Origin of the sequence: Oceanobacillus sp. FSL K6-0118 (genome assembly GCF_038006665.1) — a bacterium.
Taxonomy (GTDB): Bacteria; Bacillota; Bacilli; order Bacillales; family Amphibacillaceae; genus Oceanobacillus; species Oceanobacillus caeni.
Genome location: NZ_JBBOVR010000001.1, coordinates 2,184,804 through 2,200,448, shown reverse-complemented (window position 1 = coordinate 2,200,448; position 15,645 = coordinate 2,184,804). Strand labels below are relative to the sequence as shown.

Genomic DNA, 15,645 nt, shown 5'->3' with positions numbered 1-15,645 from the left:
GTTTTATTCTTCGTTATTTTCTTGTTTCTCATCTTCATTTTGATTTTGATTTTGATCTGCTTCAACAGGTTCCTCTTCGTTTTCGTTTTCTTCTGGTTCGTTTTCATCCACTTCAGATTCCTCAGGATTTTCCTGTTGTGGTTGTTCTTCTTCTACCGGTGGTTCCTCTTCAGGTTGCTCAGGTTCCTCTGGCTGTTCGGGTTGTTCCGGCTGTCCTTCAGCTTGTCCCGGAACTTTAAATGAAATGGATCTAGATTCACCTCGAACTCCGCTATTTTCTCCATTTTGACCAATAGGGGTTACTTGGATATTATACGTTTCCCCAGGTGTAGAATTACCAATATCAATTCCATTTGCTTCTACATTATTGGAATGTACTTGGCCATTAACAGATACTTCAAATAGTGCTGGTGGACCATTATAATCCCATGAAGCTCTAATGATGCCACTATCTTCTATATAATCGGCTGAAAGATTTTCAACTGGTTTCATATTTCCTTCATCATCTTCTTCACCAGTGTCAATTGTAACTTTTGCTGTTACAGGATCACTTGTACTTCCGTCCGATTTATTAACTGCAACAACTTGTATTTGATAATCACCTGGTTCTACCTTGTTAATGACTAACGAGGTATCTTCTGTAGTTGACAATTCTTTCATTTCTTTCCCATTTTCACTAACACTAACAGTGAAGTTTACATCATCATCATGTTTATAATCCCAAGATACGTCGATAGATTTTGCTTCTTCATTGTATTTAGCATTTAAGTTTGAAACAGGCTTCAATTTATCATATGTCTTCGATACACTAGTTGGTTCAGTGCCTTTAACAAACAGTTCGGTAACAATTCTTGATGATGGTGTATTTGCACTTGGCTTTCTAGCAGGGTTAGATCCTTTTTCTACTTTTGCCTCCACCACAGAATCTGGTTTCTTAAAGTCTGGTGTATCAAGTCCTTCTGAGATTTTAGTCATTGCATGTTTGAAAAGTTGTTGCGATATTTTAGTATCAGGAAGCGCAGCACGCTTAGGTTTGTTTTCATCATCTAATACATATCCACCCGTCCAGGCAGCAATTGTATAGTATGGAGTGTATCCAGCAAACCATGAATCAGGTGAGCCACCACCTTCTAAGTTTGTTGTCCCTGTTTTACCTGCGACAGGAAGTCCCGGAATATTAGCCTGTTTACCTGTACCATTTGTTAATACGCCTTTTAACATATCTGTTACCATGTAAGCTGTATAATCGGCCATTACCGCTTTAGGTTTAGGTGCTAAATCAACTGTTTCACCATCTGGAAATTCTACTTTACTTACTGCATATGGCTCATTGTAAACTCCTTCATTACCGAAAGCACGATAGGCTCCTGCTAATTGAAGTGGAGTAACATTTGTAGATGTACCACCAATTGCATCACGGACATTAATTTGATTGTCAGCAAATTTAATTCCTAGACTTTCAGCAAACTTTTGTGCATTACCTGCCCCAACTTCATCAAATAGTTTTGCAGTAGGGACGTTTAATGATTGTTCCAATGCATATCTTGCACTTATCCAGCCAGCATAACTACGATTCCAGTTTCTAATCGGATTAGATCCGTTTGGTTCATATGGTTTGTCGTCATTAATTTGATGGTAAGTAGAAATCTTGTTATATTCAATTGCTGGACCATAAGCCATAATAGGTTTCGCTGTTGATCCAATTTGACTTCCACCTTGGGTTGCGTAATTTAATTCACCGTATTGCTTAGGGTTTAATCTACCGCCGATTGCTTGTATTCCACCGGTTTTGGTATCTAATACAACCATAGCTCCTTGCATATTTGGCATTTGTTCGAGTGGATAATTTATTGGATTTTCATCGCTATCTTCAAGTAAAAATTCTACATATTCTTGTGCTCCAGTGTCTAGGGTAGTATGGATTACTAAACCGTCTGTGTTTATATCTGCACCATTTAGTTTTTCTTTTATTTCAGCTTCTACTTGTTGAACAAACGCTGCATATTTAAATGTATCTGGCTCTTTATCGGTTAGAAGTGATGCTACATCTACTTGTCTAGCTTCGTTTGCTTCAGCTTCTGTAATCTTATTATGACGAACCATTAGCTTTAATACAGTATTCATTCTTTCCTTCGTTAATTCAGGATTTTGAAATGGATTATAAGCAGTTGGACGCTGTGGTAAGCCTGCTAAAATAGCAGCTTCCGGTAAAGTTAAATCATGTAAATCTTTTTTACCGAAGTAATTTTCGGCAGCTTGTGCGACCCCGTAAGCATTGGCGCCGTAAAAGATTTTATTTAAATACATTTCCAAAATTTCCTCTTTAGAGTACTTTCTCTCAAGCTTTAATGCTAACCATTGTTCCTGTACTTTAAGTTTAATCTTTTTCTCAGGTGATAAAAATGATTTCTCTACAACTTGCTGTGTAATGGTACTTGCTCCTTGTGAACCAAATCCATTTACAACGTTGCCTAATATAGCTCCGCCAATTCTTCTAAGGTCAATACCATGGTGCTCAAAAAATCTAGCATCTTCTGTAGCAGTAACCGCATCGATTAAAATTTGTGGAAGGTCTTCATATTCCACTTTTTTACGATTTGCACCTAATTCTGCAAATTGTTCTCCGTCTTTATCTAATAGGACGGAAGCATATGGATCCTTTAACATTGCCTCATCAATATCAGGAGCGGTAGCAATCCAGTAAGCCCCAACTGCACCTGTTCCGATTCCTATTACCAATATAAAAATAACGATTCCTAATAATATTTTTTTCCATATAGGTTTTTTGGTTGATTTTTTTTGTTTTCTTCTAGCTGAACGAGTTTGGCCCTTTTCTGCCATAGCTCTAACCTCCACTCTTTAAAATAACAATTATATAATGCGAAAAATTATAGAAAATTTGACATTCGCTTTTAAGTTTTAGCGAATGCCTTAGTTGCACTTATGCAGGAAGAACTGTTTCCTTTCTGCTAAAAATATAATTGATCTATAATTGCTAAATAGTCCACACGTTCTTGGTATTTAAAAGGTATCTCAAAAGCATTTTCTTTAAAATGTAAATAGGGAATCGATTTCTTGCCACCATTCATTTTGTCTTTCCAGTATTCCAAAAGTTTTGTTCCTTGAAGCAGATATGTTTCATCAAAAGTAGAAAATCGAATAATAGTAAAACAGATACCACCATGATTAAGAATAGAATTCATGTGTTTTATTTGATGGTCATGAATATTTGCCAGTGGAAAATAGGTTTTATTTTTTGTTTCTTTTGCTTCAAAGTCTACATATTTTCCACGATATAAGCCATTATAATCTGTAGTAGAAGCTTGCTTAAAGTACGCTTCAGTAATGACAGCTGCACTTCGATTAGGATAATTCACTTTAACAATCTGTACCGGTGTAGGTTTTTTATGAATAACTGCTCGATTGGTCTCCAAATAGTACTGATTCGTTACATTAATATCGTCCTCTAGTGACATACCTCTATTACTGAAACTGTGATTCGGTTTTAATCTACTTTTTTTACTAATCATGTTCTTTTTTTTACCATTTGGATAATTCATTCATATCCTCCTAATCTACAGTATCATACCAAAAAAATAGACAAATGATAACTATAAACTACATCCCTAAAGGAAATGATTTACCTTTATTATATATCATTGGCGAAAAATGCACAGACTTTAAACACTTTGGCTGTCTTGTTGATACCTTCGAAAGATATAATACGAAATCCTTTATTTAATTATAGGGGTTAAGGGGCCACTATAAAGATCCAGCGATAACAAAATATATCCTTATTATGTACTTTTGTATAAACGGTTAGTATAGCAACACAAAACCAATGGTCATTCAAAGAAGAGGACCATTGGTTTTCATTTAGCAAGATTAGAAAGTATAAAAATTTAGCCTATAAATCTTGTCATAGAGAAGGCCACGTCCAGCTCCAGCGCCCAGCGACTAGCGAGACTTCCTTCACCTCCGTGCGATAAGTCAACATCGACTCACTCCGTTCGTCGTGTTTCCTTTATCTCCTACGGCTCAGTCCAGTCCGTACGTCGCTAAACGGGCGCTTCCGCTTTTGTTCTTAAGTTGAAGGTCGGTTTGGACCATTTAATTTCTTATCACCTTTAATTTCTGATTTAGATTTACGTTGTTGTTTTTCCTGATTTAATATTTGTTTGCTTTTACTCATTTTTAAACCCCTCCTTCATTTATATTGTGTCTAATTTCATAAAAAAGATTTAGGATTTCCACTTCTTTTGTACGTTTTTTTCTAGTTTTGTCGAAGGGGAAGGAGTTTAAACGCATTTACAGAATATGTTGTTACTAAGCTAAATGGGAATGGGGTGATGGTATGTCAGTTGCAGCACGAAAATTAGACCAATACGCGAATGGTATTAGTATTGATCAATTTGAATCCTCCTTACAACAGATTTCAGATCAGATCCGTATAATGGATGAAAAATTAAACATGAAAACGGAAAATGAAATTTCCTATCGTTACGAAAATCAACAGTATGAAATTTCCAAACTAGAAAATTCTATTAAGAAGTTTATATAATATCCGCTTTAAGGAAAATATGTTAAAGTAAAAAAAGGAATACTAATTAAAGGCGGAAGTTTATGGATTTATTTAAAAATACAGAGTTACTTTTGAATCATTTGATGCATCTTAAGGAATTTTTTGAAGAAGGGAAACCTCCGGATAATATTCGAGATAAAGCTTTCTTCCTCCAGGTAAAGGAAGAAGTAACTCCAATTTATGAATTGTTAGAAGAGTGGGAGGAACAAGCTTTAAAGTCGGTTAAAAACCGAGAGGTGAACATACACCCCGGACAAGTTAATTCTACAAAGGAAAATATGGATCTACTTATCATGCATAGTTATTACAAAGATATACGAAAAAGAAGGTATATGGAGTATCACAAATCGATTCGATATATATTTGAACAAATCATACATGAACTTAAATAAAGGTGAGTGTTGCTAATGTCTACATCAAATTTAATTCAAGAAGCAATTAACATACGAAAAAATGCATATGTTCCTTATTCAAAATTTCCCGTAGGTGCTGCTTTAAAAACAAAATCTGGTAAAATTTATACTGGGTGTAATATTGAAAATGCCGCTTATTCTGTAGGGTGTTGTGCAGAAAGAGTAACCATATTTAAAGCGTTGTCAGATGGTGAAAGTGAATTTATTGAAATGGCGGTTGCTGCGGATACCGATAGGCCTGTTCCACCATGTGGTGCCTGTCGACAAGTAATGAGTGAATTTTTTAACAAAGATATGAAAATATATCTAACCAACCTAAAACAAGAAACAAAAGAGGTTAAAATGGAGGAATTATTACCATTTTCGTTTGGACAACATGATTTATTTAGTTAATATAAACAGGAAGCTGAACCTTACATTCAGTTTCCTGTTTTACACATAAAATAGAATTATTTCACTTTTTCAGCAGGATTTGGAGAAAATAAGAAATGAAGTATGATATAATGTATTTACATAGACACGAATAGTAATAAAAGAGATATATGTAATTAGTGAAGAATTATGAGGTGATACGGATGAGTGTTAAAGGTGTTCGTTTGAGTGGTAAAGATATTCTTGAAAAGGATTTTAAAACTGGAATGCGAGGATACAATCAAGAAGAGGTAGATGAATTTCTTGATATCATTATTCAAGATTATGATTTACTTCAACAGGAGATAAACAGATTACAGCAAGAGTTAGATAAACTGAAGAAAAATAATGATCATGAACAACCTACAAGGGTAAGAGCACCACAGCAACCTACACAAGTAAATTATGATATTTTGAAACGATTATCTAATTTAGAAAAAGCTGTTTTTGGGAAAAAGTTTGTTGATTCAGCAGAAAACTAAACCATCATACCACAATCTACCATTGAATAGTTCGTCTATGCATGTTATGATATAAACATAATTTAATTAGATACTCACGTAATCGCTGTATGATTAATCATGCAGAGGAAAGTCCATGCTCACACAGACTGAGATGTCTGTAGTGTTCGTGCTTGACGAATTCATAAGTCAAGGTAGCTTTTAGGGCTAACGGCAGGATGTATTCCTAAGTCATTTTAGATATGGAATCTAATCCTTGAAAGTGCCACAGTGACGTAGCTGGAATGGAAACATTTCAGGTGGAACGAGGTAAACCCCACGAGTGAGCAACCCAAATAATGGTAGGGGCATCCTTTACTAGGGAATTCAACCGAACGAGGGACAAGTATTTTACTTGTAGATAGATGATTACGCCCGGAGTACGAGGTTAGACCACCGTTTGCAGTACAAAGGGACAGAACATGGCTTATCGAGTATTTAATTGGTCTTAAGTACGTTTTCCTAAACCTTTTTTATAGCGAATGCTATAGAAAAGGTTTTTTTGCCTTTAAGTGTGGTAAACTATAGTAATAAATTTTTTATTTGAAAGGAATTATATGATGCGAACTGTAACATTAATAGCAACTGCGGCAATGGGTTTAGAATCCGTTGTGGCAAACGAAGTGCGAAATCTAGGTTATGAGGTAGAAGTAGACAATGGTAAAGTGATTTTTGATGCGCCTATCTCAGCGATACCGAGATGTAACTTATGGCTTAGAACTGCTGATAGGGTTAAAATCCTAGTAGGAGAGTTTCAAGCTACTTCCTTTGATGAATTATTTGAAGGTACCAAGCATTTACCTTGGGAGGAATACATTCCAGAAGATGGACAATTTCCTGTTTCAGGTAAGTCTGTCAAATCCGAATTACATAGTGTACCTGACTGTCAGAAGATAGTAAAAAAGTCGATAGCTGAAAAATTGAAATTAAAGCATGGTGTTGTCTATAAAATGCCGGAAACAGGTGCAATGTATAAAATTGAAGTATCCATTCTTAAAGATATTGCAACCTTAACCATTGATACTTCTGGAACTGGCCTTCATAAAAGGGGATATCGCGTTGGTCAAGGGGAAGCACCACTAAAAGAAACAATGGCTGCAGCACTCATTTTATTAACCAACTGGAAACCCGATGACCCATTTATTGATCCGTTTTGTGGTTCAGGTACGATTCCTATTGAAGCGGCATTAATAGGACAAAATATCGCTCCAGGATTTAATCGAGATTTTGTTTCTGAGGAATGGCCATTAATAAAGAAAAAACACTGGGAAAAAGCATTTGAAGAAGCAGAAGATCAGGCCAACTATGATCAAAAACTATTCATTACAGGTTCCGACATAGACCATAAAATGATAAACATTGCTGAAAATAATGCAATTGAGGCTGGATTGGGTGATTTAGTTACTTGGAAGCAAATGCAGGTAAATGACTTATCGATAAAGGCTAATAATGGATATATTGTGGGGAACCCTCCTTATGGACAAAGACTAAGTGATAAAGAATCCGTAGAAGAAATATATCGTGGTCTTGGTAAGGTTATGGAACAACATCCATCTTGGAGTGTTTATATATTGACGGCTTATGAAGAATTTGAGAAAGCCTATGGTAAAAATGCAACCAAGAAGCGCAAATTATTTAATGGATTTATTCAAACGAATTATTATCAGTATTTTGGGGAGCGTTCTTAATTTTTTCCATATTAAGGTATGGGGGCTGAAAATGCTTATTCAGCCCCGATATTAGCCCCAATTGTAATTTACCGCTGAAATTTCACTCATCGTTTAGGCACTCCTTGACTTTCCACATCTCACACATTTATCAGTAAAGTAGTTATATTTATGTTTCTTAAATAATAATTTGCAAAAAATAGCTTTTATGTTCATTTCGTAACTCCCTTTAATGTTTCTAAACCACACTCAAGGTTATCACTTGGTGGTTACAACCACGTTACCAATCATTTAATTTATCATGTTTATTTTATTACGGAGTTAGAATTTTAGTACAACTTTAATTTCTATCATCACATTACTTACTTTCCTTTGGATGCGGTAGAATGGAAGCGATGCAAGTACTTATTGTTTTGTACCTCGCGATTACAAGAATATGACAAACCTTTTAATACGCTAATAAATGGTTGAAATTAGACATCTTACCATGATGTCTTTTTTTATATTAATTCTGAGCACCACTACCCCTATGAATGATAACCCTTATTTTGGGAGAACATAAAAATGGGAAAATAAGATAAAAGGGTGATAGAATCCATGCCTTATATTTGTTCCATAGGTACCGCCACACCACGATATAATATGAATCAAGAAGAAATCAAACGATTAGTAAAAGATATATTTAGTTATACAAGTAGACAAGTGGAAAGATTGCTACCGGTTTTTGATAATGCTTATGTTCATGATCGACAGTTTGTAGTTGAAAAATCATGGTTTACAAAAGAGCATAGTTTTGAAGAAAAGAATCATTTATTTCAAAAACTAGCAAAAGAATATTCGGTTCAAGCAATTGATCAATGCTTACAAAACCACGATTTTCTTACTGATGCTATTCCATATGAGGCAATCGATATGATTATATTTGTTTCTAGTTCAGGAATATCAGCTCCTTCGATGGACGTTCATATTATTAATGAGCGTGCCTTTCGTAAAGATGTTAGACGTTTACCTCTATGGGGATTAGGTTGTGCAGGAGGGGCGATGGGGTTGTCCACTGCTTATGATTGGATTTCTGCCAACCCTGATAAAACAGCCCTAGTAGTATGTTGTGAATTATGTAGTCTAACTTTCCAAAAGGGGGATGTGAAAAAGAGTAACATTGTTGGAACTGCCATATTTGGCGATGGAATAAGTTCGGCTTTGGTTGTTGGGGAAAAATCTCGCTATTTAACCTATAGAAAAGTAGCATCCCCAAAGATTGTTTCAACCAGTTCTTCATTGAAACCGAAAAGTATCGATGTGATGGGATGGGATGTAACAAATAGTGGCTTAGAAGTCATCTTTTCCAAAAGCATTCCATCGCTTGTACAATCCTTTTGGAAAGAACATATCGAATCCTTTTTACAAGATCAGCATTTATTTGAAAGTGATATTTTCTCCTATATTGCTCATCCAGGTGGTAAAAAGGTACTCGAAGCTATGGAACATGTCTTACAAACCACTAATAATAAACTAAAACATTCTTATAAAGTGTTATCGGAGCATGGAAATATGTCTTCTTCTACTGTTTTGTATGTTTTAGAAGAATGGATGAAGGAGAAAGTGGGCAATAATAATAGAAGTATCCTATCTGCATTAGGACCTGGTTTCAGCTCAGAATTACTATTATTGGAGTGGGATGAATGATGCACAGTTTGTTCTTATGGCTTCTCTTTATTTTTATTATTGTCCAAAGATTAGTGGAGCTAATAATAGCGAAAAGAAATGAACAATGGATGAAGGCAAACGGAGGGATTGAAAAGGGTAAAGAACATTATAAATGGTTTATCGTTATACATAGTTTATTTTTTATATCTATTCTCGCTGAAGTTGCAATACGAGGTACGGATGGGTATGTGTTAAACAACTTTTTATTTGCGCTCTTTTTGCTTATACAATTAGCAAGGGTATGGTGTATTCAATCATTAGGAAGATTTTGGAATACAAAAATTATCGTTTTGCCGAATGTCGCATTAGTGAAACGGGGGCCGTACAAATATATTAAACATCCTAATTATGTTATCGTTGGATTAGAGCTAATAGTCATACCGCTTCTTTTCGGCGCCTATTACACTGCTTTAATGTTTCCCCTCTTTCATTTGATGTTGATGAAAGTTAGAATTCCTTTAGAGGAAAAGGCTTTGGGAAGGGTAAAGATTAATAAATAGATAGTAAGAAGCTGTTTTACAGGCGGTATCTTCTGGCGCTTTTCTGAAACATGGAAAGCGTCTTTTTAATGGAATAAAACTTGTTCCGTAAAAAAGTGCAGCCTTGGAATAGGGCAAATCAATCATTTTTGGGATGATTGTACCCATGAAAAGTAAAAGGCGCATAAACTGGATATACGATGAAAGGAGGTTAACAGATGTCTTCTCACAATCCATATCAGCTTAGTTGGTACCCTTATAGTCAAAGCCCGGGACCTATTGACAAACAAGGTGGACACCAAGGGCATGATAGTACTGACGTGCAGGAAATGGGAACAAAAGCTCAAAGTGATATGTATGGATCAGGTATTTTACCAGCGCATACACTTCCTTTCCAGGATACAGCCAGCCAAGGTTATACTTCATCAAATCCAGCTAGTACCAATCCTAGGTCATTATCAGACATACAGGACATGAGGCAAATGATGATCAATCTTGAGAATCAACTATATCGGCTTAATCAATTGATAGAACTGAACAATCAACTATTGCAATCGATGTGTAATCAAGAAGATACCAAATACGTCCAGGGAAGCGGTGGCGGTGCAATTATTGTACGGATGTAAAGAAGTTATAAAAGGTGAGGGAATTTAAATTGGAGCTAAATGTTAGTTAGTGAAAAAAACTCATTTGCCATTATAAATCGCAAATGAGTTTTTATGCTAATCAGAGCAAAAGTCTTTAGAATACTTACAAATGGTCAATCTAATTGAAGGAATAATAAAAATATACCTCATTGATTAATTATTACCAATTGGCCAAGCGAATGGTGCCGAACCTGGTGGTGCATGTTGAATGATATCCATTATTGGAATCGTATAAGCAAATAGAATTAAGGCAATGGTAATCGCCACCCATAACCTCCATTTTTCTAACCACATTGGCGTTGGCTCTGCATCTTTTTCTTCTTCAGCAATTGGAAATTCTTCATTACCCTTTGGTGAAAAGAAAGCTAATTTTATGAAAATATAGATCATCAAGACAATACCAATAAATAATATGGTTCCACCAATGGCTTGAGCTACCTGATAGGCTCCCCACTCGGCAACTTGCTCAGAACCATTGTATTCTGAAAAAGCAGATCTTCTTGGGCCCCCGAGTAAACCTTGTATATGCATTGCTGCAGACATAATTGTCATTCCGACTGTCCAACATATCGTTTGAATGATTCCAAGTCGATTAACTGACGGTGTTAATTTACGACCAGTAAGGTGTGGGACTAGCCAATAGGTTATTCCGAAAAATGTAAGAATAACAGTTGTTGCAACAGTTAAATGAAAATGTCCCGTAACCCAAATTGTATTATGAATAATGGAATTTAACTGATAAGATGCATTAATTAATCCACCAGCACCACCTGGGATAAAGGCAAGCATCCCTACAAATGGAGCTAAAAATCGTACATCTTTCCATGGTAAGTGAACGAACCATCCAAATAGTCCGCCGAATCCTTTTCTTCTACCCGTAATTTCAAATGTAGCAAACATGGAGAATGCTGTCATTAAACTTGGAACAACAACCATAAATGTCAGTATGATTTGTACAAATTTCCATGTTGTTTGGACTCCTGGTTCTGTTAATTGATGGTGCAGCCCGACTGGTATGGAGAAGAATAAAAATAACACAAATGATAATCTTGCAAGCGAATCACTAAAGATTTTTCCACCAATTATTTTAGGAATAATCGCATACCATGCCATGTATGCAGGTAATAACCAAAAATAGACAAGTGGATGTCCGAAGTACCAAAATAGAGTTCTACTTAATAGAACGTCAATAGTAGCGGCATATCCTAATGACCAAGGAATGAATTGTAAAAGAACGGATGCTGCCACACCTAAAGTTGCGATAAACCACATAATCATATTGATTACTACCATGAAAGCAAGTAATGGAGATTTTTCACCTGGATGTTTTTTCTTCCATACATAAAGTTGACGCCAATTCACAAAACAAGCAATCCAACTACCAATAATAACAAGAGCTAAACCAATATAAAATGCTGGGTGTGCTTGTAGTGGGGCGTAAAATGTATAAAGTACACTTGCTTTTCCGTATAATATCGTTATTGCTGCCATTACGGTTCCGAGTGTCATTACCCAGAAACCAAGCCAAGCTACACGATACTGAGTATCAGATATTCCTACTGTCTTTCCCATTAAAGCATATTGGAAACCGATAATAAAATATGTGGTTAAAACCAGCCCTAATACAACTCCATGTACTGTTAATACTTGATAATAATCAATTCCTGCTGGTAACGTGTAGTAACCAGATCGAACGAGAACTTGTAATAACCCCATAAGCCCACCAACAAAAAGTGCGATAAATGCAAAGCTAATAAATGACATATAAAGGCGGGATTCTGATTTAGATAAAGTTAATGGAAACCTACTATCTTGTTCATATTTTAGTAATTTTTCGATAGCCATTATTCAGTCACCTCCACAGTAGCAAACATCATATGATGTCCGGATCCACAGTATTCGTTACATAATAACGTATATTCTCCTGGTTTGTTTAACGTAACTTCCATACTGCTAATAAATCCAGGTTCAACCATCATGTTTGCGTTTGTACCAGCAATGTTAAAACCGTGAATAACGTCAGGAGTAACTGCCTGAACAAGTACTGTTGATCCTTTTGGAATTTGAATATGTTTGACAGGTTTACCTTCTTCATCTGTTCCTAAATCATAATTAAAAGCGGAAGCAACTACATTCAATACATATTGTCCTTCATCCACTTTTGTTAATCCTAAATTCTCGGGCTTAAAAGATTCTTCAGCTTCAATTTCTTGTGGATCGATTGTAATTCCATGACTTTGTGGATGTGTTCCTAAATAGAAGGCGCCATAACCGAGAATCAATAAAAAAGTAATTAATGTACCAACACCAAAAATCAACCACCATTTTTCATATTTGTGTAAATGCATCTTTTTTCCTCCCCTTTAAAGAAATAACTAACGAGACAAAAATAAACCAAACACTGCAAACCATGAAGCCACAATAATGAAGCCAACAATAGAGACAGAGATAATGGTTCCTTTTAGATTTGGCTCTTGTGAAGAAGAATTGGGTAGTGTTTTCTTTTTCATCATTTCACCCCTTTTATCTTTCTAAGTTATCTATCTGTTTTTATCATACACAATATGAAAATAGAATTTATCAAGGTTTCGTACAATTCACACTTTGTTCAAGAACCCTTATTGGCCGTGAGTTATCGATTTTTCTAACTTTTTGGTTGAAAAAGTTTGTGAACATAATGTGATAGAAATAGAATGTGAGTTCTTATTCTGTCATCTGAATGAGAAAAGGAGAGGAGGGATAAGTGGGGAAAGGAAAGATTTAAAAGTGCAAAAAAGCGGAACCCCTAATGGAGTCCCGCTGTATTATATAAGTTTTTTATTATATTCTATTTTTTTACAACATTAGCAGCTTGAGGGCCACGTTCGCCTTCTACAATTTCAAAAGATACTTCTTGGCCTTCTTCTAAAGATTTGAATCCTTCTTCTTGAATTGCAGAATAATGTACGAATACATCATTTCCATCCTCTAATTGAATGAAACCATAGCCTTTTTCAGCATTAAACCATTTTACTACACCGTTTTGCATGTTAATCCTCCTAAAAACTTTCACGTCGTAAAGGTTGTTCAAAAAATCCGGTGAAAATGACACTTCAACGTTTCTAGTTGGCAAGACTCACCGGTACTCACGTATTAATTGCATACGTTCCGTTCCTCAAAGCTACGCCACCTCGAACTGCGACGCACAGGACGTGCTAGTGTCGGCGTTGCAACAAATCTTTACGGTGGGGCGAGTAATCGGAGCCCCAGGACGTTGCGACTTTAGCCGACCTCAGTCCTTTTCATCTTCCTTTTTGAACGTTCATTAAAACGTGTTAATACAAAGTAGAGAGACAAAAACATTAAATAAAAAAGGCAACTTTCCACTAGAAGTGTAGGATCATTATTACATCCGCTTCTATTAGGAAGTTGCCTGTTTATTAATGAATCCGTACATCTTCTTTGCTTATGTTTAATATAGCTTATTTGAAAGCGTTAGTCAAGAAATTGCTGCCATATTTTACTAAATCACTTAAGACTTTTTGTCTCTACATTTATAACGTTTACAAAATCCGAAGTTTTATACATAATAATATAATTAGAATGAATATGGAGTGTGTGTAGGATGAAAAGAGAGGAACAATTGAATGCAATGCAACAATATGTTAAAGAACTTTTTAAGTTGGATGTTACTGGCCATGATTTTTATCATATGAAAAGGGTTGCGAAAATGGCTAAATTTATAGCCGAATATGAAAATGCAGATGAATTTCTTTGTGAGGCTGCTGCTTGGTTACACGATATTGGGGACTATAAGCTTTTCCAACAACCGAAACAAGTGTTGGAGGAGATGAATCAATTTCTAAAAAACATTTCGTTGAGTGATAATGAAATCGAGATGATTAATGATATTATTCAAAATATATCTTTTAGTAAAGGGAACATCCCTGAATCGTTAGAAGGTAGAATCGTTCAGGATGCTGATCGATTAGACGCAATAGGAGCGGTTGGTATTGCACGGACTTTTGCATATGGGGGAGCAAAGGGCCAATTCATTTACAATGAAATTCCTCAAGATACATCTATACAACATTTTTATGATAAATTACTAAGACTGAAAGATCAGATGAATACAGAAAAAGCAAAACAAATTGCTGCAGATCGCCATCAATTTATGGAACAATTTTTAGAACAATTTCATAGAGAATGGTAGTAGAAAAATGTCGGAATATGTTAATATAGTGTATTGAATAGTTATTAAAGATGGAGGTTATTCCGTGATAAAAGGCGAACAAGCTTACTTAGACTTATGTCAACATATACTTGAAAATGGTAATAAACGTGATGACCGAACAAATACTGGAACTTATTCTATCTTTGGACATCAAATGAGATTTGATTTACAAGAAGGATTTCCATTATTAACGACGAAAAGAATCCCATTTAAATTAATTGTCTCTGAACTTCTTTGGTTTATGAAAGGAGACACAAATATTCGTTATTTATTACAACATAATAATAACATTTGGAATGAATGGGCATTTGAAAAATGGGTGAAAAGTGAGGAATACACCGGCCCTGACATGACTAACTTCGGAATTAGATGTCAAAAGGATCCAGAATTTAATGAGCTATTTCAGGAACAAATGGCTCTATTTAAGGAAAAAATATTAACAGATGAAACATTTGCTGAAAAATATGGTCATCTTGGTGCTGTTTATGGAAAACAGTGGAGAAATTGGAAAACATCTCAAAATGAAACGATTGATCAATTAAAAGATCTAATCGAAGGAATTAAACATAATCCAAATTCAAGAAGACATATTGTTTCTGCATGGAATCCAGAGGATATTCCAAATATGGCACTTCCGCCATGTCATACATTATTCCAATTCTATGTAGCGGATGGAAAAATATCCTGTCAGCTATATCAAAGAAGTGGAGATGTATTTTTAGGTGTTCCATTTAATATTGCTAGTTATGCACTACTAACCCATCTAATTGCTAAAGAGTGTAATCTAGAGGTGGGAGAGTTTGTTCATACGTTAGGAGACGCTCATATTTATTCCAATCATGTCGAACAAGTCCGAACTCAACTTGAGCGTGAACCAAAATCTTTTCCAACTTTAAAACTTAATCAGGAAAAACAATCTATTTTTGATTATGAAGTCGACGATATCGAAGTAGTCGATTATAATCCATATCCAACGATAAAAGCGCCAATTGCTGTATAAAATATAGACTAGCAGGAGTGATCTTG

Annotated in this window: 17 protein-coding genes and 1 other RNA gene; 11 read left to right on the top strand and 7 right to left on the bottom strand. The window is 35.4% G+C overall.

All coding sequences use genetic code 11. The features are described from left to right. Positions 1-3: 3 nt before the first annotated feature. The 3 genes from MHI02_RS11280 to MHI02_RS11270 form a co-directional block, all read right to left on the bottom strand. Positions 4-2,841, bottom strand: a complete 2,838-nt coding sequence (locus MHI02_RS11280) for a PBP1A family penicillin-binding protein (RefSeq protein WP_047185042.1) — start codon at positions 2,839-2,841, stop codon at positions 4-6. Between the two features lie 128 nt (positions 2,842-2,969). Then, the gene (recU, locus tag MHI02_RS11275; protein WP_047185043.1) at positions 2,970-3,560 is read right to left on the bottom strand and encodes a Holliday junction resolvase RecU; all 591 of its coding nucleotides are present in this window, start codon (positions 3,558-3,560) and stop codon (positions 2,970-2,972) included. Positions 3,561-4,084: 524 nt separating this feature from the next. Continuing rightward, the gene (locus tag MHI02_RS11270; protein WP_191963090.1) at positions 4,085-4,192 is read right to left on the bottom strand and encodes a spore protein; all 108 of its coding nucleotides are present in this window, start codon (positions 4,190-4,192) and stop codon (positions 4,085-4,087) included. Positions 4,193-4,354: 162 nt separating this feature from the next. Here MHI02_RS11270 and MHI02_RS11265 point away from each other — a divergent pair, with 162 nt between their 5' ends. The 9 genes from MHI02_RS11265 to MHI02_RS11225 all read left to right on the top strand — a co-directional run bounded on the left by MHI02_RS11265 (position 4,355) and on the right by MHI02_RS11225 (position 10,385). Then, positions 4,355-4,561, top strand: coding sequence for a hypothetical protein (locus tag MHI02_RS11265; protein ID WP_047185044.1), 207 nt, complete (start codon positions 4,355-4,357; stop codon positions 4,559-4,561). Positions 4,562-4,623: 62 nt separating this feature from the next. Continuing rightward, on the top strand, positions 4,624-4,974 hold the full coding sequence (locus tag MHI02_RS11260) for a DUF1798 family protein (protein WP_047185045.1): 351 nt from the start codon (positions 4,624-4,626) through the stop codon (positions 4,972-4,974). Between the two features lie 15 nt (positions 4,975-4,989). Continuing rightward, on the top strand, positions 4,990-5,388 hold the full coding sequence (locus MHI02_RS11255; RefSeq protein ID WP_047185046.1) for a cytidine deaminase: 399 nt from the start codon (positions 4,990-4,992) through the stop codon (positions 5,386-5,388). Between the two features lie 182 nt (positions 5,389-5,570). Beyond that, a complete protein-coding gene (gpsB, locus tag MHI02_RS11250; protein WP_204798110.1) occupies positions 5,571-5,888 on the top strand; it encodes a cell division regulator GpsB in 318 nt (105 codons plus the stop codon). 70 nt (positions 5,889-5,958) lie between these two features. Then, positions 5,959-6,341, top strand: an RNA gene (gene rnpB / locus MHI02_RS11245) — RNase P RNA component class B. Between the two features lie 122 nt (positions 6,342-6,463). Continuing rightward, a complete protein-coding gene (locus MHI02_RS11240) occupies positions 6,464-7,594 on the top strand; it encodes a THUMP domain-containing protein (RefSeq protein WP_204798111.1) in 1,131 nt (376 codons plus the stop codon). A gap of 576 nt (positions 7,595-8,170) precedes the next feature. Next, entirely contained in the window at positions 8,171-9,259 is a 1,089-nt protein-coding gene (locus MHI02_RS11235) for a type III polyketide synthase (RefSeq protein ID WP_047185049.1), read from the top strand. Continuing rightward, positions 9,256-9,780 (top strand): isoprenylcysteine carboxyl methyltransferase family protein, encoded by a 525-nt coding sequence (locus tag MHI02_RS11230; RefSeq protein WP_338113654.1) that lies wholly within the window; start codon positions 9,256-9,258, stop codon positions 9,778-9,780. Before MHI02_RS11235 ends, MHI02_RS11230 begins: the two co-directional genes overlap by 4 nt. A 197-nt stretch (positions 9,781-9,977) precedes the next feature. Then, entirely contained in the window at positions 9,978-10,385 is a 408-nt protein-coding gene (locus MHI02_RS11225; RefSeq protein WP_204798125.1) for a hypothetical protein, read from the top strand. 174 nt (positions 10,386-10,559) lie between these two features. Here MHI02_RS11225 and MHI02_RS11220 read toward each other — a convergent pair whose 3' ends face one another. The 4 genes from MHI02_RS11220 to MHI02_RS11205 form a co-directional block, all read right to left on the bottom strand. After that, complete coding sequence (locus tag MHI02_RS11220) at positions 10,560-12,251, bottom strand: b(o/a)3-type cytochrome-c oxidase subunit 1 (protein WP_047185053.1); 1,692 nt, start codon at positions 12,249-12,251, stop codon at positions 10,560-10,562. Continuing rightward, the gene (locus MHI02_RS11215; RefSeq protein ID WP_047185054.1) at positions 12,251-12,754 is read right to left on the bottom strand and encodes a cytochrome b5; all 504 of its coding nucleotides are present in this window, start codon (positions 12,752-12,754) and stop codon (positions 12,251-12,253) included. The genes MHI02_RS11220 and MHI02_RS11215 overlap by 1 nt, the downstream gene beginning before the upstream one ends. Positions 12,755-12,781: 27 nt before the next feature. After that, positions 12,782-12,916 (bottom strand): hypothetical protein, encoded by a 135-nt coding sequence (locus MHI02_RS11210; RefSeq protein ID WP_060668263.1) that lies wholly within the window; start codon positions 12,914-12,916, stop codon positions 12,782-12,784. A gap of 317 nt (positions 12,917-13,233) precedes the next feature. Beyond that, entirely contained in the window at positions 13,234-13,434 is a 201-nt protein-coding gene (locus MHI02_RS11205) for a cold-shock protein (RefSeq protein ID WP_047185055.1), read from the bottom strand. Between the two features lie 576 nt (positions 13,435-14,010). On the opposite strand from MHI02_RS11205, the gene MHI02_RS11200 reads away from it, so the two are divergent. Both MHI02_RS11200 and MHI02_RS11195 read left to right on the top strand, forming a co-directional pair. Then, complete coding sequence (locus MHI02_RS11200; protein WP_047185056.1) at positions 14,011-14,598, top strand: HD domain-containing protein; 588 nt, start codon at positions 14,011-14,013, stop codon at positions 14,596-14,598. A 64-nt stretch (positions 14,599-14,662) separates the two neighbouring features. Beyond that, positions 14,663-15,619, top strand: a complete 957-nt coding sequence (locus tag MHI02_RS11195) for a thymidylate synthase (RefSeq protein WP_047185057.1) — start codon at positions 14,663-14,665, stop codon at positions 15,617-15,619. The last annotated feature ends 26 nt before the right edge of the window (positions 15,620-15,645 follow it).